Genomic DNA, 23,619 nt, shown 5'->3' with positions numbered 1-23,619 from the left:
CAAAAAAAACTACTGGACAGAGTGAATCACAAACTCTTCAATCGCCTGCTGATTGCTCCAGGATTTAGTCAGTTTGACCGCCTCGCTAGCTGCAAGCCATTGATATGCATGATGCTCGGTAAGTACCGGAGCACGCTCTTCAGGCAACGCCAGGCAGAACCAGTGCTCTTTATTATGTAAAGTTCCTGGTGCATAGCGATGCCGCAAGTGAGCAAAAAGTTCAAATTCCACACAGCGCTGGCAATCAAGCAACGGCAGATTTTCTGCCGCAATATCAATGCCAACCTCTTCCATCACTTCGCGCTGTGCAGCATGCTGCGGCAATTCATCGGCTTCCAGGCTGCCAGTCACTGACTGCCAGAACGCCATATCATCTCGCCGCTGCAACATCAGCACCCGACCACTGGCGGGTGAGTAAATCACCACCAGAATCGACTCGGGCCGCTTATAATTCATCACTCGCTCTCTTGTTCTGAGGCGGTTTTCTTCACCACGCTAATCGCTAACTCTTGCAAAGATGCCGGGTTGGCAAAGCTTGGTGCATCAGTCATCAGACAGGCTGCCGCGGTGGTTTTCGGGAAGGCAATAACATCACGAATGTTTTCGGTACCCGTCAATAACATCACCAGACGATCAAGACCAAAAGCCAAACCTGCATGAGGTGGTGTGCCATATTTCAAAGCATCCAGCAAGAAGCCAAACTTCTCACGCTGTTCTTGTTGGTTGATACCGAGGATGCCAAATACCGTTTGCTGCATTTCACTGCGGTGAATACGTACTGAGCCGCCCCCCACTTCATAACCGTTCAGTACCATGTCATAAGCATTGGCTATGGCAGATAGTGGATCTTGCTGTAACGCCTCTGGGCTCATATCGCGAGGTGCCGTGAATGGGTGGTGCATCGCGGACAGGCCACCCTCGCCATCCTCTTCAAACATGGGGAAGTCAACCACCCACAGTGGTGCCCAGCTATCTAATTTGGTCAGGGACAAATCACGGCCTAACTTCAAGCGCAACGCCCCCATCGCATCAGTCACAATTTTAACGTTGTCGGCACCAAAGAACAGGATATCACCGCTTTGCGCATCACAACGGGCCAAAATCGCTTCCAACACCTCAGGGCTCAAAAATTTGGCAACCGGGCTCTGAACACCCTCCAGACCTGCGCCACGATCATTGACCTTCAGCCACGCCAACCCTTTGGCACCGTAAATATTGACAAATGCGGTATATTCGTCGATCTGCTTGCGGGTCAACTGAGCCCCACCTGGTACGCGAATGACCGCTACGCGCCCTTTGGCATCGTTAGCCGGGCCAGAAAACACCTTGAATTCAACCTGTTTAACCAAGTCAGCCACATCCACCAGCTCGAGCGGATTACGCAGATCAGGCTTATCAGAACCAAAACGGCGCATCGCTTCGGCAAAGGTCATCACTGGGAATTTACCCAGATCCACCCCTTTTACCTCCTGCCATAAGTCACGCGCCAGTTTTTCCATGATTTCACGCACCTGTGGTGCGGTCATAAACGAGGTTTCCACATCAATCTGAGTAAACTCAGGCTGACGATCCGCGCGCAAGTCTTCGTCACGGAAGCATTTGACTATCTGATAGTAACGGTCAAAGCCAGACATCATCAGCAACTGCTTAAACAATTGCGGAGACTGCGGCAACGCATAGAATTTGCCTTTATGCACGCGGCTAGGGACCAGATAATCACGGGCCCCTTCTGGCGTAGCTTTGGTTAGCATCGGGGTTTCAATATCGAGAAAACCATGGCTATCCATAAAACGACGCACAAAGCTGGTGATCTTGGCTCGGGTTTTCAGGCGTTCTGCCATTTCCGGGCGGCGCAGATCCAGGTAGCGATACTTTAGACGCGCTTCTTCAGTATTGATCTGATTGGCATCCAGCGGCATTGGTTCAGAGCGGTTGATAATCTCCAACCCATGGGCAAACACTTCCACTTCACCCGTGCTCATCTCTTTATTGCTCTGGTTCTCCGGGCGCGCACGCACAGTACCAACAACTTGAATGCAAAACTCGTTACGCAGTTCAAAGGCTTTATCGAAAGCTACTTTTTGGTCAGGATCGAAGAAAACCTGCACAATGCCTTCGCGATCACGCATATCAATAAAGATCAGACCGCCTAAATCACGACGACGGTTGACCCAACCACACAAAGTGACTTCTTTGCCAACGTGGGTCAGATTCAACTGCCCGCAATATTCAGTACGCATACGCTATCCTTTTGACTTAAACAGATCCCGCCGGAAATGAGGCATTATTGCTGCTGTCCGCACGGCTGCTATCTGATGAATGTTTACTTGCCCGTAGTAAAATCTGTAGCGCCCAAGCGCCCTCTGTCACTGCCAGAACGCAAAGCCGCCAACACGGGCTACAACACGGCGAGTCATCTCTCAACCCTGTAGCTGAAAATTTTTGCCGTTTCTATCACAACTTGAATGAACCGGATAGACCAACAGGCATCGCTCATTGGAATGAAGATCGGTAAAAAAGGCGGACATTATAAAGGAAATTCATGCGCCAGATAAGTGCGAAGCGCGCATTGTTGCCATGCAAATAGCTATCCGAGATCAGAGTTAAATCACTTTATGCCCGTTATCGCTAACACACCGCCAACTGGCGTAACACATTGAGTAACCACTTTTCCATTATCTCCGAACTCATTTCACCTAGTCTCTCCGCCCTGGCTGACGGTTCCGCTACGTTTTATCGGCCAAACATTCAAGTTATCGTTACTGCTGTGGCTTGAATGACCTAGAATAGACTATTACCCATTCCATAAGGAGATGTCCCATGTTGAAGCTTGATGCCCAAACCACCGCCCTGGTACTGATAGACCTGCAAAAAGGTATTCTGCCCTTTGCTGCTGGCCCTCACAGTGCCACTCAGGTGGTCAACCATGCAGCCCATCTGGCAGGTCGTTTCCGTGCACTGAATGCGCCGGTGTTTCTGGTGCGTGTCGGTTGGTCTGATTCCTTTGCCGAAGCGCTGAAACAACCCGTGGACAAGCCATCCCCCGCGCCAATTGGCGGGCTGCCTGACTTCTGGTGGGATTACCCGGAAGAGCTCGGGGTGCAAGAAAGCGACATATCCATCACTAAGCGCCAATGGGGTGCGTTCTACGGTACCGATCTTGATCTGCAACTACGCCGCCGTGGTATTAAAACTATCGTGCTGGGCGGTATCGCCACCAATATCGGGGTAGAGTCTACTGCGCGTAATGCCTGGGAACATGGCTATGAATTGGTGATTGCCGAAGACATGTGCAGTACCTACAGTAGCGAAATGCATCAGTTCGCCTGCGACAATATCTTCCCGCGTATCGCTCGTGTTCGCAGTACCAATGAGATCCTCAACGCATTGTAACGCCCTACATATCTAAAACCAGGGAGGGCAGCGTCATGCCCCCCTGGTTATTATGTGAACAACCAACATGTATTGCGATAATAAACCGTCAAAAACTGACCTTATAACGGAGATAACATTGTTTTTTCCGCGACAGCCACATTAATGACAGCTATCATATTTACTGCCTGATTTGGTTAGGGAATGGAGTTAAAAATGGTAAGCGCGCTCTATGTAGTGCTTGGCGCATTGTTATTGCTCAAACTCTCTTTTGACGTAGTCAGACTAAGAATGCAATACCAGGTTGCCTTCGGTGACGGTGGTTTTTATGAGCTGCAAACCGCCATCCGTGTACATGGCAATGCCGTGGAGTACATCCCTATCGCCATGATAATGCTCCTGATCATGGAGATGAATGGTGCTCAAGTCTGGATGGTACATCTTTGCGGGCTGCTATTAATGATTGGCAGATTGGTTCACTATTACGGTCTGCACCACCGCGATGTTAGCTGGCGCCGTTCAGGTATGGCTGCTACCTATGTTTCGTTGATACTGATGGTGATCGCCAATCTCTTTTACCTGCCATGGGATATGATTTTCAGCCTGCAATAGCGGTATCTGATTTCAGGTGGCCATTCGCCGCCTGCTTCTGCCGCAACTGATTTTCTGCTAGCATGCTCCCTTTCCTATTCTGACCTGATTTGCCGCTATGCCAAACCGCGATACTCTTTTTTCCGCCCCGATTGCCAAACTGGGTGACTGGACCTTTGACGAACGTGTCGCTGAAGTTTTTCCAGACATGATCCAGCGTTCAGTTCCTGGTTATTCCAACATAATCTCGATGATTGGTATGTTGGCTGAACGTTTTGTACAGCCAAACAGCCAGGTTTATGACTTGGGTTGTTCGCTGGGCGCCGCCACGCTATCAATGCGTAGGAATATCAAAGTGCCGGGTTGCAACATCATTGCCATTGATAACTCTCCCGCCATGGTTGAACGTTGCCGCCGCCATCTTGATGCATTCCGCGCCGAAACACCGGTTGAGGTGATCGAAGCGGATATCCTCGACATCAATATTGAGAACGCCTCTCTGGTGGTGCTGAACTTTACTCTGCAATTTCTTGAACCTGCTGACCGCTTGCGTCTGCTCACCCAGGTTTATGCCGGGTTGCGGCCTGGTGGCGCGTTGGTGCTGTCAGAAAAATTCAACTTTGAAGACACTAAGGTGGATGAACTGCTATTTAATATGCACCATGACTTCAAACGCGCCAACGGTTACAGCGAACTGGAAATCAGTCAAAAACGCAGTATGTTGGAAAATGTCATGCTGACAGACTCTGTCGCCACACATAAAACCAGGCTGCAACAAGCCGGGTTTGAACATGCTGAAGTGTGGTTTCAATGCTTCAATTTTGGTTCGTTGATTGCCCTGAAATCAGGAGCCAGCGCATGATTGAGTTTGGAGATTTTTATCAGCGCATCGCCAAAAGCCCGCTAAGCCATTGGCTGGATACGCTACCGGCGCAAATCAGCGCTTGGCAACGGGAATCGCTGCACGGCAAATTTAAGCAGTGGTTCAACTCGGTTGAATATCTGCCCTCACTGATGCCCACCCAGCTCGACTTGCTGCATGGGGTACAGGCCAGTATCGATCCACCGCTTTCACCCGGTCAGTTGGAAGGGATCGAAAAAATGCTACGCTCCTTGATGCCATGGCGCAAAGGGCCCTTTTCGCTGTATGGCATTGATATCGATACCGAATGGCACTCTGACTGGAAGTGGGATCGCGTATTGCCGCATATTTCGCCCTTGGCTGGCCGCACCATTCTTGATGTGGGTTGTGGCAGTGGCTACCACCTTTGGCGCATGATTGGGGCTGGGGCGCATTTGGCCGTCGGCATTGACCCGATGCAACTATTCTTGTGTCAGTTTGAAGCAGTCCGCAAACTGTTAGGCGGCGATCAGCGCGCCCATGTCTTACCGCTAGGCATTGAACAATTACCGAATCTAGCAGCCTTCGATACCGTATTTTCTATGGGGGTGCTCTATCATCGCCGCTCACCATTGGACCATCTCTATCAGTTAAAAAATCAACTGGTTTCAGAAGGTGAACTGGTGCTAGAAACCTTGGTTGTGGCGGGTGATCAACATCAAGTGTTAGTGCCGGGTGATCGTTATGCCCAAATGCGTAACGTCTATTTTATCCCCTCTGCCGAGGCACTGAAATACTGGCTGGAAAAGTGTGGTTTTGTGGATGTGAAAATTGCTGATATCTGCCCCACAACGACCGCCGAACAGCGCCGTACCGATTGGATGACCAGCGAATCATTGGCTGAGTTTCTTGATCCTGACGACCACAGCAAAACGGTAGAAGGTTATCCAGCCCCCGTCCGTGCGGTACTCATTGCCAAAAAACCTTAAATTTCAATGCCAATAGCAGAATAGAACTGACCATTGTCTATTCTGCTATCTGGCAGAATGGCTTTTACTTAAAATTTACATTTTGAAAACATTTAATTACTGTGCATTTTTCGATTCTTAACTAAATTTAAAGTGTTGGTATTGCACCAACACCAGTGAAATCTTAGCCCTGAACACCTCTACCCTGTTCAGGGCTTTTTTTATATCCGCCACTCAGCCATAGGGAGAGATGACATCAGGCTCGGGTTGCCGCGGGTGTTAACATCGCCAATGAATTTTTCATCGCCTCAACCATCTCACCATCAACACAATAATGACTGAATTCATCAAATTCATTATCGGAACACATGGTGACTCCCGCCTTACGGTAACGCATGGTAGAAGGTACTGTATGACCGGCCGAGCTATGGAGCTCCTGAATGCCAATATCGACAAACTTATGTAAATTGCTCAAGCGTACCCCGGCGCCAGCCATCACCACCGGGCCTTTACTGGCACGTAGCAGATCACGCAACAACGGTAGCCCCAACTCAGCATTTTGTTGCTGGCCAGAGGTAAGAATACGCGCCACCCCCAACTGGGTCAGTTGTTCTAACGCCATCATCGGGTTTTGGCACATATCGAATGCACGGTGGAAAGTTACCGCCATATTGCCACTCAAGGCCATGACTTCCTGCATGCGTGGCATATCGATATGCCCTTCGCCATCCAGCATCCCTACCACGACGCCAGCAAACCCCATATCACGCAGTTGAGCGATATCCCGCTTGATGATGTCAAACTCAACGTCGCTATAACAAAAATCCCCTCCCCGTGGGCGTACTATCGGATGAACGGGTATCGTTATGCGTTCCCGTGCTAACTGCAACGAACCAAAACTCGGTGTTAATCCCCCTTCACTTTGGCTGGCACATAACTCGATTCGATCAGCTCCCGCCTGCTCAGCAGTGATGGCACAATCTACGCCATAACAACAAACTTCCAACTTAATCATTCACGCCCCCAGATAACTGCTAAAAATACTTCCATTGCTTGATGGCCCATCCTCTTGACGTCATCTCCCTTTATCAACTTGGCTATCAACAAATCAGTGCGAGGCGACAACTATGCCACTCAGTTTTCAATAATGCCTAGAGCAGGGTCACAGCAAGAAGGTTAAATCAGCCATATCGTCCCCCATACAACTTACGACCCGTCACTTTCACTCAGGCACGCCCGTTAGTGACAACGTCACGGATGGAGTGAGGGTGAAATTTAATAGTGACCTGACCGTCACTCACCGCCAAGGTCGGATTCGCCAAGGACTCATCTTCAGATTTTGGCCAACTCTGTTTCAAGCTAATGCCGGGCTGCAGCAGTGCTTCATCCGCCAGTTGTTCCAATGCGCGGGTATATAAGGTCGCGGGATCACCGGCCAGGACTAATTCCACATGTTCCCAGCCTTCATGGGGATAACGTTTCTTCCCGGGATACGGCAGTTCTATACAGTCGATCTGCCATGGCCCCACCTGCAACGGCACCGTTAAGTCAAACAGACAGATGACGCGCCCATTGATGATGTTTTCAGAAAGCAGAACACCACATTGCAGCAACCCCTGCCGCCAACGTTCAGCAGTGCTATCTTGATGGCAACGCAGCGAAATATGGTCGGCGTGATACTGTGATAACTCAAGGTGTAACTTTTGCGCAAATTCGCTCAATGCTTGTTCAAAGCGGGGTAAATCCAGCGCCAGATCGTTAAGTTCATTAATTGATAAAAGGTCAGTCATGATGTTAATCATCTCTTACTCGTTACATCGGCTAATAATCTCATAGTTTACCGGAACAATCTCGCCGCTGATGCCACGGACAAATGCAGCCAATTACTGACGTAGCGCCACGAATCGGTTACAATTACAGGCTGTTTTATGTTTGTCATTAAGGTAACCCGGTGAATATTCAGGCTCTTCTATCAGATAAAGTCAGCCAGGCGCTGATTGCCGCAGGTGCGCCAGCGGATTGTGAAGCTCAGGTTCGTCAATCGGCCAAAGCGCAGTTTGGTGATTATCAGGCTAACGGTGTGATGTCCGTTGCTAAAAAACTGGGGATGCCACCGCGACAACTGGCAGAGAAAGTAGTCCAGTTGCTGGAACTAGGCGATATTGCCAATAAAGTAGAAATTGCCGGCCCGGGATTTATCAATATCTTTCTCAACAGTGACTGGGTAGCCCACCAGGCTGATGCCATTCTGTTCGCCCCCAAACTGGGTATTGCCCCGGTTAAGCCGCAGACCATCGTCATTGATTACTCTGCCCCCAACGTGGCCAAAGAGATGCATGTCGGCAACCTGCGCTCCACCATCATTGGTGATGCCGCTGCCCGTACTCAAGAATTTCTCGGCCATAAAGTGATCCGTGCCAACCATGTGGGTGACTGGGGTACCCAGTTCGGCATGTTGATTGCTTATCTGGAAAAGATGCAGAACGAAAACGCCAGCGATATGGAACTGGCGGATTTGGAGCAGTTTTACCGCGAAGCCAAGAAAAATTACGATGAAGATGAAGCCTTTGCCCTACGTGCCCGTGGTTATGTGGTGAAGTTGCAAGGGGGCGATGAATACTGTTTGAAGATGTGGCGCAAACTGGTGGATATCACCATGGCGCAGAACCAACTCTCCTACGACCGTTTAAATGTCACCCTGACCAACGATGATGTGATGGGGGAAAGCCTCTACAACACCATGTTGCCCGCTATCGTCGCTGATCTGAAAGCCAAGGGGTTGGCGGTAGAAAGTGAAGGTGCCACCGTGGTCTTTCTGGACGAATACAAAAATAAAGATGGCGACCCGATGGGGGTCATTATCCAGAAAAAAGATGGCGGTTACCTGTACACCACTACCGATATTGCCTGTGCAAAATACCGTTTTGAAACTTTGGGTGCTGACCGCATTCTTTATTACATCGACTCACGCCAACATCAGCACCTGATGCAAGCCTGGGCTATCGTGCGCAAAGCAGGCTACGTGCCGGACTCAGTAACCCTGGAGCACCATATGTTCGGCATGATGCTGGGTAAAGATGGTAAACCGTTCAAGACCCGCACAGGTGGCACGGTGAAGCTGTCTGAACTGTTAGATGAGGCCATTGAGCGTGCTAACAAGCTGATTGCTGATAAAAATCCGCAGATGCCTGGGGATGAAATACAAGCTATTGCCAATGTAGTGGGTATTGGTGCAATAAAATACGCGGATTTGTCAAAAAATCGCACCACCGACTATATGTTCGATTGGGACAACATGTTGGCCTTTGAGGGCAATACCGCCCCCTATATGCAATATGCATATAGCCGTGTTGCGTCGGTGTTCAAACGTGCTGATGTGGCTGAAAGCGACCTGACCTTGCCGTTGGTAATAACCGAAGAACGCGAACAGCTGTTGGCTACCCGCCTGCTACAGTTCGAAGAAACCCTCACGGTAGTGGCCCGCGAAGGTACACCTCATGTGATGTGTGCTTACCTGTACGATTTGGCTGGGCTGTTCTCCGCTTTCTACGAGCATTGCCAGATCCTCAATGCCGAAAGCGAACAAACCCGCCAGAGTCGCCTGAAGTTGGCGCTACTGACCGCCAAAACGCTAAAAACCGGCCTGGATACACTGGGGATCGCTACCGTCGAGCGCATGTAACAGCCACGATAGCGTTAAAAAAGGTCGCTGCGGCGACCTTTTTACTTACTGCATATTTAAGAAAGCGACCACTGATAGATTTTATCGCCCCGCTAAGATTTCTTGCCCTAAACCGTAGTCGGTAGCTAAAACCTTCGATAATTGGTGTCATGACAAACTTCTAACCTATACCTTGAATAGCTTTTTTCTAACTGATGTTGCTTTAATTATGCAAAATTATATTATATAAAATTATATAATATTGTTATGGGTATTATCATGACGTGAAAGAGGACCAATGAATAACGCGTTAATTGATCAACAAAAAATGCGCGATGCTGCCAGTACAGCGGCTGGCGTATTGCGCACCTTGGCTAATGAAGACCGCCTGTTGCTACTGTGCCACCTCAGTCAAGGGGAAGCCTCGGTGGGGCAAATGGAAAGTGCACTGGGGATTGGTCAGCCAACATTGTCACAACAGTTGGGGGTGATGCGCCGCCAGCAACTCGTCGCCACACGCCGTGAAGGAAAACAGATTTTCTACCGTATCGATGACCCCAATGTATTGATATTACTGAGTACGCTATACCAACTTTACTGTCCAAAAGATCAAACAGGAGGTGTTAACCATGACCATTAATCTGGTGCAATTTACCCCGCTTATGAGTTTCTTCGGCGGGATCCTGATCGGAGCTGCAGCCTGGATATTGATATTCTTCTGCGGGCGCATCGCCGGCATCAGCGGTATTATCGGCGGGTTACTCTCCTCAAACACCACCGATCGTGGTTGGCGCCTGGCTTTTCTGATTGGCATTATTGCCTCACCGCTGCTGTATGGTCTTTTCCACCCTCTTCCAGCTAGCGAAATTTCAGCCTCATGGCCCATCGTGATTATTGCTGGGCTGCTGGTTGGTGTCGGTACTCGTTATGGGTCTGGGTGTACCAGTGGCCACGGCGTCTGTGGATTGTCACGTTTATCCCCCCGTTCACTAGTGGCTACGCTGACGTTTATGGGAGTGGCATTTATCACTGTTTGGCTGATGGGCTTACTGGGTTAGAAGTCTGTGCTCACTCGTTAACTTTTTTAGGGGGATATATGAATCTGTTTTTTTCACTACTGGCAGGACTCGTATTTGGTATTGGATTACTGGTTAGCGGCATGGCGAATCCCGCCAAGGTAATTGGCTTTTTAGATATTACCCGCGTCTGGGATCCTTCACTGGCTTTTGTCATGGGGGGAGCTATCAGTGTGGGTTTCTTCGCCTTTCGTTCGGTGAAGCGCCGCACCCAATCTGTTTGTGGTGGCAATATCAACCTGCCAACCAGCAAACAGATTGATAAGCGTTTAATCGGGGGGGCTATCCTGTTTGGTATTGGCTGGGGGTTGGCGGGTATTTGCCCCGGTCCTGGATTGGTCCTGCTTGGTGCTGGAATCACTAAAGGTATTGGTTTTGTGGTTGCCATGCTCACTGGCATGCTGCTTTTCGAACAAATTGAGAAAGCCAGAGCGAAACGTCAGGCGAAGTAATATTGACCGATGCACGATAAGTCACACAACAGGAATGAACCATGACCCTCTCGTTACTCTTAGCGCTATGCGTGGGGATGGTGCTCGGCATCACGGGTGCCGGTGGCGGAATTTTTGCTATTCCCGCACTGATGATGGGCATGGCATGGGCTCCGCAACAGGCAGCTCCGGTGGCCCTGGTGGCCGTTGCCGGAAGTGCTGCCTTGGGAGCAATCGAAGGCTGGCGCAAAGGATTGGTTCGTTACCGTGCCGCCATCGTGATGACGCTGGCGGGGATCCCTATGACAGGTGTTGGGTTATCCGTTGCCCAACGCGCTTCTCCCACATTACTGACCCTACTGTTTGCAGCTGTGTTGCTGACCATCGCGTGGAGATTGATGCGGACGCCGATGATAGCAGTCACCCATACTTACCCTGTTGTACTGGATGAACAAACCGGGCGATTTATCTGGGTGTTAAATACCTGGCTGCTGTTTCTCGCTTTTGGGGCGATAACCGGTTTTATGACCGGGCTATTAGCGGTGGGGGGCGGTTTTATTATTGTCCCTTTACTACGCCAATTTTCGCCTTTGTCGATTCACCATTGTATTGCCACTTCATTGCTGGTGGTGGCCATGGTCAGTCTCGGCGGGATTGTGACGGCAATGATGCAGGGGGCCACCCTGCCGTTACCATTCACGCTGTGGTTTATGATTAGTATGGTAACAGGCATGTTTATTGGCCGCAGGGTAAGTCATTATTTACCTGAGCCTATGGTGCAAAAAGGATTCGCCGGGCTACTGATCATCGTCGCCCTTGGGATGGTATTTAATGCCGTGATAACAAAGCCCATCGGCTAACAACCGTCAATGGACAATAAAAAGACACCGGCAAGCCAAAGAAAGTAGCGCTGCTTGCCGTGCTTAAACTGGGGTGACGGCAAAACCTGGGATTCCGGCGTAGAACCCCATTACTGTACTACCCGGCGCGAAAAATCTCTTGGTCGGAAACCTAACAGGCCCAAAGTTGCAAAGTAGGCAACGATACCCGCCACCACCACCAGTGATAAGCGTAACAAGCGTATTGGCATGTGCCCCTGAGACCAGTCAGGCATCAGCCACATAACCCCCAGCAGCACCGCCGACATCACCAATACTGCGGTGATCAGTTTAACGAGAAATATTCCCCACCCGGGTTGCGGCTGAAAGATCTGCTGTTTACGCAACTGCCAGTAAAGCAGCGACGCATTCAAACAGGCTGCCAGACCAATCGACAATGAAAGCCCAGCATGCTTTAACGGCCCAATAAACATCAGGTTCATCACCTGGGTCATAATCAAGGTAATAATGGCAATCTTCACCGGGGTTTTAATGTCTTGCCTTGAGTAAAACCCTGGAGCCAACACTTTAACCACAATCAACCCCATCAACCCCACCGAATAGGCCACCAAGGCACGTTGAGTCATCAGCGTATCAAAATCGGTAAATTTGCCATATTGGAACAGAGAGGCGATCAGCGGTTTAGCCAGAATACCCAGAGCAATAGCACTTGGCAGCGCCAGTACAAAACATAAACGCAAGCCCCAATCCATCAGGCGGTTATATTCTTCATGATTGCCACTGGAAAAGCTCTTTGCCAATGACGGCAGCAAAATCGTGCCTAGCGCCACCCCCAGCACCCCAGAGGGGAACTCCATCAGGCGGTCCGCATAATACATCCAGGATACCGAACCCGATACCAGAAACGAGGCAAAGATAGTATTGATAATTAAAGAAATCTGGCTGGCAGAGACGCCGAGGATCGCCGGCCCCATCAGGCGCATCACCCGCCATACCCCCGCATCATTCAACTTCAACCGTGGCAGCACCAACATGCCGATTTTTTTCAAATGGGGTAATTGGTAGCCCAGTTGCAGTATGCCCCCCACCACCACCGCCCAGGCCAACGCCATAACCGGCGGGTGAAAATAGGGCGCGGCAAACAGGGCAAAACCGATCATGCTGACGTTTAACAGCGTGGGGGCAAAAGCCGGAATCGAAAACCGGTTCCAGGTATTAAGAATAGCCCCCACCAAAGAAGCCAGGGAAATCAAGAGAATATAAGGAAAGGTGATGCGCAGCAGAGACGACGTCAACGCAAATTTATCTGGCGTATCGGTAAACCCCGGGGCGGTAATATAAATCACCCAAGGGGCCGCCAACATACCAAGCAAGGTCACCAGCGCCAACACCAAGGTCAACAAACCAGCCACATAGGCCACAAAGGTACGGGTGGCCTCTTCCCCTTGTTGGCTCTTGTATTCGGCCAAAATAGGAACAAAGGCTTGGGAGAATGCCCCCTCGGCAAAAATGCGGCGTAACAGATTAGGCAATTTGAATGCCACAAAAAATGCATCCGTGGCCATCCCTGCGCCAAAAATACGTGCCACAATGGCGTCACGTATAAAACCTAGCACCCGCGAAAACATCGTCATCGAGCTAACGGCTGCCAGTGATTTAAGTAGATTCATGCGGTTTTTCTAATTGAGTCTGACGGATAAATGTCAACGCCTGCATTGGCAGGCGTCAGTGGAATAACAGTAGTCTACGGGGGGAACAAGGTAATAGCTACTACCATCTATCACGGTAAATATCACGGCAAAGTTACCTCACATCACCAAGCATTTTTTCGATCACCTGTTGCGCGTAAATGGCCTGTTCACCGCTGGTTTCCGGCGCGGTCTGGTTACTCACTGCCTGAATAAAGTGCTGCACCGCCCCTTCAAAGCCGCGCTGGGCCAAAAGGGTTTGCCAGCCAGGTACCGGTTGCTCAACAATGCCTTGTCGGTCTTCACGCGACCACTGGCGCATCTCATCCACTTGATAGACTGCGCCTTCCGTCACCGCTTGCACCCTCTCCCGCTGACTTCCCGCCTTACGGTGCATACTGGTGGTGATTAGGGTTTCACCAGCAGAAAAGTGGTGCTCGGCATAGCACATTTGCCCGGCATCATTAGCCCGCAAGCAACCACTGAGCAAATTGGCTGAACCACCGGCTAGCCAGATTGACGTATCCACCACATGCAAATAGTCGTCTAATAGTGTGAAACAGAGATCCTTTGGCCCGACACTATCTGCCCGGTGCTTATCCATACGAATTGACGCTGGCTGCTGCATTTGCTGTTTTAATTGGCGATACAAGGGGGCAAAACGGCGATTAAAACCGACCATCAACGCCTTGCCCTGTTTGTTTGCCAGCTCGATCAGTTGCTCACTTTGCGCCAAGGTTTCAGCCAACGGTTTATCAACATAAACATGGACCCCGGATTTAAGTAATTCCCCTACTACCTGAAAATGGCTGGCGGTGCTGCTATGTACAAAGACCGCATCACACTGTTGCGCCAAGCTATCAAGCCGTGGAAAACAGCGCATACGGTAACTATCGCAAACTTGCTGTGCTCTCTGCTGATTGGGTGAGAAGCCGCCCACCAGTTGCCACTCTGCAGCCTGGCTAAGCAAGGGCAGATAGGCTTTTTGCGCAATCCCCCCCAACCCAACCACGCCGATGCGTAATTTACTCATGCTCCCCCCGGGCCAGGAGTTGCTGCAATTGTTGCTTTAATTCCGCCACGTTGGCTTCCAACACCGCCACCCGTTCTGCCAGCGAGCCATTAATCGGCGTGGTTTCTTCTGCTGGGGCTGCCTCGATCTCCCCGCTGAAAAGATGCATAAATCGGCTTTCCCGTTTACCCGGCTCACGGGGTAAACGTACCACAAACGGACCATCGTCACGGGCAGTCAATTGCTGCAAAACCGCTTCCACCTCACTCACATCACCGAACTCATACATGCGGTTGGTACGGGTACGCAATTCACCGGGCGTCTGTGCGCCACGCAGTAGTAAAGTGGTGATCACGGCCAATTCCGCCGGTGATAACTTCAGTTGACCAAACTCTGAATTGCAAAAACGCTGCTCATATTTGACCACCCGGTTACCGAAGCCACTCAACGTACGCAGGAAATGTTTTCTCAGCAGTAAATCGAGAATTTGCTGTACCTCGTTTTCCGCTAACTCCATCACCGGCTCGCGGTTAGTTTTCTGGTTACAGGCCAGGGTAATGGCATTTAAGGAAAGCGGATACTGTTCGGGCGTGGTCACCTGCTTCTCCAGTAGGCAACCAATGACTCTGGCTTCTTTACCATTTAATTCATATTTCATTTACGGCCTCAGCTTGGTGATAACCACTCTTTATGGGTCAACGCGGTCAGGACATGATCTTGCCACTGTCCGTCAATTAATAGGTAGTCCTTGGCATAACCCTCACGCTCAAAACCTAACCGCGCCAACAAGGCACCGCTACGTTGATTGTGGGGCATATAGTTCGCCATAATGCGATGCATCCGCTGTTGCCGTTGCATATAACGAATAGCAGACTGCAACGCTTCATACATCAACCCTTGCCCCTGCCATTTTGCGCCTAGAGAATAACCCAGAAAACAGGCATGAAATGAACCACGCAGGACATTACTGAAATTAGCCACGCCATAGACTTCATGTTCATCAGGGTCGAGCAAAATAAAATAGTAAGCCGCACCCTGTTTTTGCATCTCGCTGATCATCTCCAGCCGAACCTGCCAACCGGAGGGATAGCAATGACTCTCATCCCGTGTCGGTTCCCACGGTTTGAGGAATGCGCGGTTTTCGGCATAATACTCTGCCAGGCGGTGGGCATCTCTTTCGTAAACTAAACGAACCACCAGCCGATCGGTGGTTAAGCGCACTTTCGGTGATGCTGAACGATAGCCAAACATCATATCCCCTGCAGTCAAAACAGTTTTTTTAGAGTATATAATTATTATTGATAAAAAAATATTTTCCCTGCCCTCTAGCGGTCTTCCCCCATTGAGTAGAGTATAAACGGCAGGCCTTTATTCCCTTCTTTTCACTTATTGTATTGCCCGTGGTGAAGCATGTCCTTGGTATCACAAGCTCGGAGCTTGGGTAAGTATTTCTTACTGTTAGATAATCTGTTAGTGGTTTTAGGCTTTTTTGTGGTCTTCCCGCTGATTTCCATTCGTTTTGTCGACCAACTCGGCTGGGCTGCGGTGGTGGTTGGGGCAGCGCTGGGTCTACGCCAGTTGATCCAGCAAGGCTTGGGCATCTTTGGTGGGGCCATTGCTGACCGTTTTGGTGCCAAACCGATGATTGTCACCGGCATGTTGCTCCGAGCGGCGGGCTTTGCCACCATGGCCATGGCGGATCAACCGTGGATATTGTGGTTGTCCTGCGCCCTTTCCGCGCTTGGTGGCACTCTGTTCGATCCCCCCCGTACCGCGCTGGTCATCAAGCTCACTCGGCCACATGAACGTAGTCGTTTCTATTCACTTCTGATGATGCAAGATAGTGCCGGAGCAGTGGTCGGCGCGTTAATCGGTAGTTGGCTTTTACAATATGACTTCCATTTTGTCTGCTGGACTGGTGCCGGTATTTTCATGCTGGCTGCCGGTTGGAATGCCTGGTTACTGCCCGCCTATCGTATTTCCAGCATTCGCGCGCCGATGAAAGAAGGCATGATGCGGGTAGTGCGTGATCGCCGTTTCGTTATCTATGTGCTGACACTCACCGGCTATTATATTCTGGGCGTTCAAGTGATGCTGATGTTACCGATTATTGTGAATGAGGTGGCTGGTTCAGCCTCTGCGGTTAAATGGATGTATGCCATTGAAGCGGCGTTATCTCTCTCATTGCTTTACCCATTGGCACGCTGGAGCGAAAAACGTTTCCGTTTGGAACAGCGCCTGATGGCGGGCTTACTGATAATGACCGTCAGCCTGTTACCTATCGGTTTTGTGAATAGCCTGCAGGTGCTTTTTACCTTGATTTGCTGTTTTTATTTAGGATCCATCATTTCAGAACCGGCCCGGGAAACATTAAATGCCTCATTGGCTGATCACCGAGCGCGCGGCAGTTATATGGGCTTTAGTCGCTTCGGGCTGGCCTTGGGTGGGGCATTAGGTTATACCGGTGGTGGCTGGATATACGATACCGGTCACGCCTTGGGTAGGCCGGAATTACCTTGGTTACTGTTAGGACTAGTAGGCTTTATCACCTTATTTGCCCTATACTGGCTGTTTAATCCCCGCACGGCGGCACCTGCGGTACTACGTGGTGGCTGATGCCCCACCAGCAATAGAGATTATACCCGCGCTCATGCGAATTTTAGCCAGACGACAACAGAGTAACGCTCACCACTGAGCCCCTCTGTAATTCCAATGATAACGGGGATATCACCCTCAAGCCTGATTATGGGAGCTAATATGAAACTGTTTATCTACGATCACTGCCCATTCTGCGTTAAAGCACGCATGATTTTTGGCCTGAAAAATCTGCCAGTGCGGCTGGTCACCTTACTTAATGATGATGAACATACACCGATCAGCATGATCGGCCAAAAAATGGTACCGATCCTGCAAAAAGACGATGGCAGTTATATGCCAGAAAGCATGGATATCGTTCATTATGTCGATAATCTGGATGGCAAACCGCTTCTGACCGGGGAAACCAACCCTGCAATCAGTGAATGGTTAAAACAGACAAGCAGTTTTAGCGGTAAGTTACTCTTCCCCCGTATTGCCAATGCTGATTTTGAAGAGTTTGCTACTGACAGCGCTCGCCACTACTTTACCGAAAAGAAACAGGCTTTTGCAGGGGATTTTACTACGCTATTGGCTGATAGCGCCGATTATATTGTGCAACTGGAAGAGGCACTGCAGCAGCTTTCGCCACTGATCCACTCCCCTGAAGCGGTGAATGGCACGCTTTCAACAGACGATATTCATCTGTTCCCACTGCTACGCTCACTGTCGATTGTGGCCGGTGTCACCCTGCCCAGTAACGTCGAAGCCTACCGTAACCGTATGGCACGACGTAGTGACATCCCACTGCTATTTGATATGGAACAATAGACTTCTACGTTATAACTCTCTTAACCCAGAGCAATTCTGTTAACCGCTTTATGAGGCATGAATGAAAAAGATCCTGATGGGTGTCGTTGCCCTGATATTTGCCGGTGTTCTTACCGGTTGTACTCCCCTGACTCAATACACCGTCAGCGAACAGGAAGTGAATGATTACCTGCAGAAACACAATAATTATCAAAAACAGATCGGCATCCCCGGTGTCGTCGACGCCAATATTGTTCTTACGCAGTTACAAAGCCAAATTGGCCGCACTGAACCGGGTAAAGTCACCCTGACCGGCAATGCCAAGGTCGACATTAGTTCGATTCTTGGGCCACAGACCGCTGAGTTGCAACTGACATTAAAAGCACAACCGGTTTATGACCGTGAGAAAGGCGCCATTTTTCTTAAAGAGTTGGAGTTAGTGGATTACAAAGTTCAGCCAGAGAAAATCGATACCGTGGTAAAAGCGTTGATACCCTACTTGAATCAATCGCTGAAAGCTTATTTCGATCTGCAACCGGTGTTTGTGCTGAACACGCAGGACAGCAAAGTCCAAGAATTAGCACGTAAATTTGCCAAGGGGTTGGAAGTGAAGCCAGGTCAGTTGGTGATCCCGTTAACTGATTAAAATGTGTAGCAGCCCCCGGGTTATGCGGTTAGAAATTGGCTGATTTGCCAGTAATTCACCCATTTGACCTCCTTGCCAGGAGGTCAAATGGACTGTACAGACCGCTCTGATCTACTGTGCAGTGATACGGAAAATGTTGTTCAGCACTAACGGCGTATGATGAGCGGAACTCAGTGCTAATGAAATATCGCCGCCAGCCACCACTTTCTTGCCAAGCAACGCAGTGAATGCTGCTCGTTCCTCTGCGCTAAGCATCAACTGCATCTGCGTATTCCAGTCAGGCTGGGCAACATCAGCATCGCGAACACAAGCCAGTGGTTGGTCCAAGGCAATCACCCAGTAGGCATCACCGCCGGTGCCTTGTTCACGCAACAGACCACTCAACCTGAGGGTATCTCCGGCTTGCACACAACGTTGTCGCAAATTGTTAGCGGTATCTGCTAAATACCCGTCTAAAATCCAGTGATTATGCAACGACCAGTGAACTGTCGATTGCTGCGTTAAAACCATATTTTCTGGTACGGTACGCCAAGTTCCTTTATCTGTTTTTTGCAAAATAACATCAAAATACCCTCTACCAGCACGATAGGGGCTGGGAGTATCTCCGCTCGCTTTACCAAAGAAACGCGCGTAATTTTCGCTGGCACAGAGTTCGGTCACCACAAACTTTACTGCAGGGGACGAAGTATTGAGCGTTAAGGTATTGCTGTCACCAATATAGCTGTCACGCAAACCATCCAAAATCTGTGTCCGTAATGGATCGTCTTTATAAACTGGCTGGCATATGTTCTTGCGCCCCTGCGCTTCCACCTTGTTTTGCACCGTCTGCCGTTGCAACACCGTCCCGTTATCATAGAAACAGTGTGCCTGTTCTGGTGCTGCCACATCACTATCCAAATTAACCGCACTGATCCAACCCTTGTCTGTACGGATCAGAATGCGATCATAAACATGATATTGGTTATTTTTGCCCGCCAGAAAGTGATTACTTTGGTCCTTTAACAACCCGCAAAAATAGGCAACATCGCCTTTACTTGAAATCTGCTTAATATAAAACAGGGTATCAGCCAAATTAAGTTCTTTACGCAGATCCTGAGCGATGCTTTGCCGGGTATAGTCATCTTTCTTCAGTGGTTCCATATCTCCGTCACCCGCATAGCTATGAGCGCAGAGTAGTAATAACAAAACTAAGCAATAACGCATCCCTCAACCCCTCGAAGAACAACTGTTTTCCCGTTATGATAAATGCCCTGTTACTTAACTAGAATCATTTTTATATGCACGCAAGGCAAGGTGTTGTTTTCCTGTTGCTACTCTTGTGCGGCTTCGCCCAGGCCAATGATAGCTCATGGGGTGATGTTAACGGTTCAATTAAACTGATGAAACAAAGTGATATCAGCATGGCGAAAGAACGGCTCTCTATCAGTACCGAGCGCATCAACGTCGATTATCTATTCGTTAATCACGGCCAACAGGATGTTGTGTTACCCATGGCGTTCCCTATGCCAGAAATCATCCAAAACCAGGGGGAAGATCGCACGCCTGGCATCAGTAATTTTAAGCTCAGTGTAAATGGTAAAACGGTGGAAACGGAATCCCGGTGGGTAGTTACACTGCATGATAAACAGACCGGGCAAACTGAAGATATTACCGAAAAAATGCTGCAGAGTGGCTGGGAAATTCCAAAATTACGCCAAGCGTTACGTAATTATGGTAGTTTTGCTTATGGAGATGGCAAGAACATGCCACATGTTTCTGCTGAATTGTTTGACGAGGATGGCATTCCCCGCTTTACCGTGCGGCAATTATTCCTTTGGCAGCAAGCCTTCCCCGCAGGGAAAGAGGTTATTATTCAGCACAGTTACACCCCCAGTGTGTCCACAGGCGTACCAACAGGTTACAAGTGGACTCCAGGTGATGGCACCAAAGACAATGAAGGGAATAAGTGCTTAAGCCGCACAAACCTTGAGCAGTTAAAAAAACTTACCGCGACCATTCCCAAACAAAATAGCGATAGTGATTATATCGATGTGGACTGGGAGCAACTGGACTATATCCTGACAACCGGTGCTAACTGGCGAAATGGGGTTATTGAGGACTTTACCCTGCGCATCCACAAAAATGCGCCTGATGATGTGGTCGTGACCTGTTTTAAACACCCACTGACACAGGTTGACCCACTCACGCTGGAGTTTAAGCAACAGAACTTCAAACCGGAAAACGACCTGAGTATCACCTTCCATTCAAACCCGTGGGGTAAATAAAAGCGCCGCTAATCGCGCTGATACAAGATGCAGGATAAAACACCGGCTTTTATCCTGCACTTAGAAATATGGGGTATCAGCCCCCTAATACATCGACTCACTCTGTTTCGTCAGGCTCGCTGTCTTGTTGCTCTTGTTGCTCATATTCCGCCAACTCATCACGCATTGCAGTGATAGCATCGCGAGTCATTAGCGCCAGCGTGCGATAAAAACCGCTGGTGGCATGGGCTTCAACCTTGCCAAGAAAACGACCACACCATGGCAACAGAAACTGATCAAACAGGGTAATTTGTGCCTGTACTTCATCTTCCTGCGATTGATCTTCCAGCCAGGAAGCGGCCAACAGCAGCAAACCAAAGTGATCAGCAGGGGCATCACCTAATGGCATCCCACGCTGTTGCAGGAACTGGCGTACCTCCATTTCACTGGCATCGGCAACATAAGCCGAGCGGAATGGGGAAACAGCACATTCACTACCAACAAACAGGGCATTAAAATCCGCAGTTAGTAGAGGATCATTGGCATGCTGTTGTAAACGCGCTAATAACTCATCCTGTTCCAGCGGCCAATTCTGTTGCAACTTTCCTTCTGTTATCAGGGTAAACAGCGGTTGCAACAAAGGGTCTTGCGGCTGACGATAAAACAGCGAGCCCAACACCCGGCAAACAACGGAAAACTCATTCATGGGCAAATCCTATTCTCAGACCAAAATTTTTACGTGACAACGTCACAGACTGCTTAATTCTGCTATTACTGGTTTTCCGCGTTGTTCCAGAAAATTTAACAGACGGCGCGGGGACACATTGAGTATTCGCTCCTGCGGGAAATTGACAGCATCAATGACACGTTCGCAATGCTCAAAATCCCCAAGGCTAAACGCCACATGGGAATCAGACCCTAACGCTAGCCAGCCGCCTGCATCACGCACTGCCGCCGCAATAGCCCGGCAATTATCTTCACTCCCCTTACGGGAATGGCTAAACGATGAGTTATTCAGCTCAAGTGCCACCTGATATTTTGCCGCTGCGGCCGCAACCAAAGGAATATCAATGGCATATTTGGGGTTACCCGGATGGCTAATAATATGTACGTTCCCCTGAGCCATGGCAGCAATCAGCGCCTCGGTGTTAGCGGCTTTATCTTGTGGGGGAAATACTGGCTCATGGAATCCGGCAATAATCAGATCAACCTCATCCAGCATCGGGCCAGTACAATCAATATCCCCGGCCAAATTTTTAATATTGGCCTCGATACCACGTAAAATACCAACACCATCCACCAGGCGCGGCCATACTCGCATATTCATAAAATGCCAATAATGCGGGGCATCAGCCATATCAGGCCCATGGTCTGTGATAGCAAACAGCTTGATACCTTTGCGTTTTGCCTCAGTAATATAGTCACTCAAGGTGCTGTAGGCATGGGTACTGGCGACAGTATGCATATGTAAATCAACGGGATACATTATTCCTCCTTCTTTGCTACCGGTAGGGTGTCCAACCGCGGCAACGTGCATGGCGACGGGGCTATCATACCAGTTAACGTTGGCAACCACAGTGCAACAATGCGTCTAAGCAACAATAATCTTATTTTAACAGCCGTTCTTGTGAGCACCGTTATCTGGCAGCTCTATTGACGGTGGCTGAAGATTTTTCTGCATTAGCCCATCAGCGCTAGCAACCTTTGCTGTTAACTATCCGGTGAGGTGTCTAAGTGGCTGAAGGTGCACGCCTGGAAAGTGTGTATACGCGCAAGTGTATCGGGGTTCGACAAAATGGCCTGCCATTTGGGACAGCCGCAAGCCGCCCGAAGGGTGAGCCCCGTGAATCAAGCCCTCCCTCAGCGCTATATTACAGCCCCAGTATTTTGATAACGTCGGTTTCTCGGTATGCCATTAAATTTTGCCTTCTGTTGTTTTGTCTTGTCCTGTGTGGTCATACAGCCAACGAATCCCCTACCATACTTTCAACTTACCTTAATATTTTCAGTAGGCGAGATCCTGTTTCTAAATAAGCGACTTTCCGCTTATTTAGCTTGCAAGCCAGGCATTAGTCTCTATTTATATGATTCAATGCGACACGGCATAAATATAAATTACAACTGAGTCGCATATCTGATTTACGCTCTAACCCCCCCGAGAAAACCTCTTCGGTTTATCTCGTGAAATATAAGGTTAGGAACCTCATCCACATTTGATATTTTTCTATTATGAACAATTATCTGACTTGCATTTTCATAACCTGGCGCCCACAAGTCATTATTATCGACAACATCTTTGTAAACGGAAATTAGTGGTTTTTCCCACGCGGCTGATATATGTACAATGGATGTGTCTGGAGATATGATAAAATCAGCTTCACTAATTAATGCCATGACATGATGTAATGACATAAAAGGGTTTGTTATAACATTGTCGGGAAGTGATATAGTGAGTTCCTTCCGATGATCAAGAATAATAATATTGATATTACGTGATTTTTTGTTAAGCATATCAATGATATTTGATAGCTGCTCTTGGGAGAAATTTCTCTCTGAACTTCCCGTAAAAGCATTAATAATAACCTTCACTCTATCATCCCAAACGTTAAGGTAACTCTTTACTTCGTTAACAATAGCGTCAGGGATGTGTAAATCATAGGCTTGACTGCTTGTAAATTTAATTCCCATGTGATTAGCAACTAGAGAAATTGCTTGTGTCACATGTTCTTTGCCATTTTCAAATGCAATGGAATAACTGTAGTGATTAATACAACTCCATTTGTTAAACCCAAGGACAAACTTTGCATTTATATCCCGAAAAAGCATCATCCGATGTACTGGTGTATCGAATAAACACAGATCAATAA

The 23,619-nt window shown here is 49.0% G+C and carries 25 protein-coding genes; 13 read left to right on the top strand and 12 right to left on the bottom strand.

Going from position 1 to position 23,619, the window contains the following annotated elements; genetic code table 11:
• Positions 1-9: 9 nt before the first annotated feature.
• Both nudB and aspS read right to left on the bottom strand, forming a co-directional pair.
• Positions 10-456: a dihydroneopterin triphosphate diphosphatase gene (gene nudB / locus IO95_RS15425; RefSeq protein WP_023490808.1), complete on the bottom strand. Its 447-nt coding sequence runs from the start codon at positions 454-456 to the stop codon at positions 10-12.
• A complete protein-coding gene (gene aspS, locus IO95_RS15420) occupies positions 456-2,240 on the bottom strand; it encodes an aspartate--tRNA ligase (RefSeq protein ID WP_023490807.1) in 1,785 nt (594 codons plus the stop codon). Before aspS ends, nudB begins: the two co-directional genes overlap by 1 nt.
• A gap of 580 nt (positions 2,241-2,820) precedes the next feature.
• Between aspS and IO95_RS15415 the strand changes: the two genes are divergently transcribed.
• From IO95_RS15415 to cmoB, 4 genes are all read left to right on the top strand, one after another.
• Positions 2,821-3,393: a hydrolase gene (locus IO95_RS15415; protein WP_023490806.1), complete on the top strand. Its 573-nt coding sequence runs from the start codon at positions 2,821-2,823 to the stop codon at positions 3,391-3,393.
• Positions 3,394-3,588: 195 nt separating this feature from the next.
• Positions 3,589-3,984: an MAPEG family protein gene (locus IO95_RS15410; RefSeq protein ID WP_023490805.1), complete on the top strand. Its 396-nt coding sequence runs from the start codon at positions 3,589-3,591 to the stop codon at positions 3,982-3,984.
• Positions 3,985-4,081: 97 nt separating this feature from the next.
• Positions 4,082-4,825, top strand: coding sequence for a carboxy-S-adenosyl-L-methionine synthase CmoA (cmoA, locus tag IO95_RS15405; RefSeq protein WP_023490804.1), 744 nt, complete (start codon positions 4,082-4,084; stop codon positions 4,823-4,825).
• Complete coding sequence (gene cmoB, locus IO95_RS15400; protein WP_023490803.1) at positions 4,822-5,793, top strand: tRNA 5-methoxyuridine(34)/uridine 5-oxyacetic acid(34) synthase CmoB; 972 nt, start codon at positions 4,822-4,824, stop codon at positions 5,791-5,793. Before cmoA ends, cmoB begins: the two co-directional genes overlap by 4 nt.
• 235 nt (positions 5,794-6,028) lie before the next feature.
• Here cmoB and cutC read toward each other — a convergent pair whose 3' ends face one another.
• Both cutC and IO95_RS15390 read right to left on the bottom strand, forming a co-directional pair.
• Entirely contained in the window at positions 6,029-6,787 is a 759-nt protein-coding gene (gene cutC, locus IO95_RS15395) for a copper homeostasis protein CutC (protein WP_023490802.1), read from the bottom strand.
• A gap of 211 nt (positions 6,788-6,998) precedes the next feature.
• Complete coding sequence (locus IO95_RS15390; protein ID WP_037386043.1) at positions 6,999-7,562, bottom strand: VOC family protein; 564 nt, start codon at positions 7,560-7,562, stop codon at positions 6,999-7,001.
• 161 nt (positions 7,563-7,723) lie between these two features.
• Between IO95_RS15390 and argS the strand changes: the two genes are divergently transcribed.
• The 5 genes from argS (at position 7,724) to IO95_RS15365 (ending at position 11,800) form a co-directional block, all read left to right on the top strand.
• The gene (gene argS, locus IO95_RS15385; RefSeq protein ID WP_023490800.1) at positions 7,724-9,454 is read left to right on the top strand and encodes an arginine--tRNA ligase; all 1,731 of its coding nucleotides are present in this window, start codon (positions 7,724-7,726) and stop codon (positions 9,452-9,454) included.
• A gap of 277 nt (positions 9,455-9,731) precedes the next feature.
• The gene (locus IO95_RS15380; protein ID WP_023490799.1) at positions 9,732-10,073 is read left to right on the top strand and encodes a metalloregulator ArsR/SmtB family transcription factor; all 342 of its coding nucleotides are present in this window, start codon (positions 9,732-9,734) and stop codon (positions 10,071-10,073) included.
• Positions 10,063-10,491: a YeeE/YedE family protein gene (locus tag IO95_RS15375; protein WP_023490798.1), complete on the top strand. Its 429-nt coding sequence runs from the start codon at positions 10,063-10,065 to the stop codon at positions 10,489-10,491. The genes IO95_RS15380 and IO95_RS15375 overlap by 11 nt, the downstream gene beginning before the upstream one ends.
• Before the next feature lie 38 nt (positions 10,492-10,529).
• Positions 10,530-10,961 carry a DUF6691 family protein gene (locus IO95_RS15370; protein ID WP_023490797.1) on the top strand — a complete coding sequence of 144 codons (432 nt, stop codon included), beginning with the start codon at positions 10,530-10,532 and terminating at the stop codon, positions 10,959-10,961.
• Positions 10,962-11,002: 41 nt separating this feature from the next.
• Positions 11,003-11,800, top strand: a complete 798-nt coding sequence (locus IO95_RS15365; protein WP_023490796.1) for a sulfite exporter TauE/SafE family protein — start codon at positions 11,003-11,005, stop codon at positions 11,798-11,800.
• 110 nt (positions 11,801-11,910) lie between these two features.
• Here IO95_RS15365 and murJ read toward each other — a convergent pair whose 3' ends face one another.
• The 4 genes from murJ to rimJ all read right to left on the bottom strand — a co-directional run bounded on the left by murJ (position 11,911) and on the right by rimJ (position 15,730).
• Entirely contained in the window at positions 11,911-13,449 is a 1,539-nt protein-coding gene (murJ, locus tag IO95_RS15360) for a murein biosynthesis integral membrane protein MurJ (RefSeq protein ID WP_023490795.1), read from the bottom strand.
• 133 nt (positions 13,450-13,582) lie between these two features.
• Positions 13,583-14,500 (bottom strand): Gfo/Idh/MocA family protein, encoded by a 918-nt coding sequence (locus IO95_RS15355; RefSeq protein ID WP_023490794.1) that lies wholly within the window; start codon positions 14,498-14,500, stop codon positions 13,583-13,585.
• Positions 14,493-15,137 (bottom strand): YceH family protein, encoded by a 645-nt coding sequence (locus IO95_RS15350; protein ID WP_023490793.1) that lies wholly within the window; start codon positions 15,135-15,137, stop codon positions 14,493-14,495. The genes IO95_RS15355 and IO95_RS15350 overlap by 8 nt, the downstream gene beginning before the upstream one ends.
• 8 nt (positions 15,138-15,145) lie before the next feature.
• Complete coding sequence (rimJ, locus tag IO95_RS15345) at positions 15,146-15,730, bottom strand: ribosomal protein S5-alanine N-acetyltransferase (protein ID WP_023490792.1); 585 nt, start codon at positions 15,728-15,730, stop codon at positions 15,146-15,148.
• 159 nt (positions 15,731-15,889) lie between these two features.
• On the opposite strand from rimJ, the gene mdtH reads away from it, so the two are divergent.
• The 3 genes from mdtH to IO95_RS15330 all read left to right on the top strand — a co-directional run bounded on the left by mdtH (position 15,890) and on the right by IO95_RS15330 (position 18,509).
• The gene (mdtH, locus tag IO95_RS15340) at positions 15,890-17,095 is read left to right on the top strand and encodes a multidrug efflux MFS transporter MdtH (protein ID WP_023490791.1); all 1,206 of its coding nucleotides are present in this window, start codon (positions 15,890-15,892) and stop codon (positions 17,093-17,095) included.
• A 141-nt stretch (positions 17,096-17,236) separates the two neighbouring features.
• Positions 17,237-17,884, top strand: coding sequence for a glutaredoxin 2 (grxB, locus tag IO95_RS15335; protein WP_023490790.1), 648 nt, complete (start codon positions 17,237-17,239; stop codon positions 17,882-17,884).
• Positions 17,885-17,945: 61 nt separating this feature from the next.
• On the top strand, positions 17,946-18,509 hold the full coding sequence (locus IO95_RS15330; RefSeq protein ID WP_023490789.1) for a lipoprotein: 564 nt from the start codon (positions 17,946-17,948) through the stop codon (positions 18,507-18,509).
• 111 nt (positions 18,510-18,620) lie between these two features.
• Here IO95_RS15330 and IO95_RS15325 read toward each other — a convergent pair whose 3' ends face one another.
• Positions 18,621-19,649, bottom strand: a complete 1,029-nt coding sequence (locus IO95_RS15325) for a DUF4431 domain-containing protein (protein ID WP_160165627.1) — start codon at positions 19,647-19,649, stop codon at positions 18,621-18,623.
• Positions 19,650-19,786: 137 nt separating this feature from the next.
• Between IO95_RS15325 and IO95_RS15320 the strand changes: the two genes are divergently transcribed.
• Positions 19,787-20,773: a DUF4424 family protein gene (locus IO95_RS15320; RefSeq protein WP_023490787.1), complete on the top strand. Its 987-nt coding sequence runs from the start codon at positions 19,787-19,789 to the stop codon at positions 20,771-20,773.
• Between the two features lie 97 nt (positions 20,774-20,870).
• On the opposite strand, the gene IO95_RS15315 is transcribed toward IO95_RS15320, so the two are convergent.
• The 3 genes from IO95_RS15315 to IO95_RS15305 all read right to left on the bottom strand — a co-directional run.
• Entirely contained in the window at positions 20,871-21,458 is a 588-nt protein-coding gene (locus IO95_RS15315; RefSeq protein WP_023490786.1) for a molecular chaperone, read from the bottom strand.
• A 42-nt stretch (positions 21,459-21,500) separates the two neighbouring features.
• Complete coding sequence (locus IO95_RS15310) at positions 21,501-22,238, bottom strand: phosphatase (protein WP_023490785.1); 738 nt, start codon at positions 22,236-22,238, stop codon at positions 21,501-21,503.
• 653 nt (positions 22,239-22,891) lie between these two features.
• Positions 22,892-23,619 (bottom strand): glycosyltransferase family 9 protein (locus IO95_RS15305; protein ID WP_037386025.1); only part of this gene is annotated, 728 nt, incomplete at its 5' end.

Source organism: Serratia sp. DD3 (assembly GCF_000496755.2).
The sequence above is the reverse complement of the archived record's forward strand: the minus strand, read 5'-3'. Positions and strand labels throughout refer to the sequence as shown.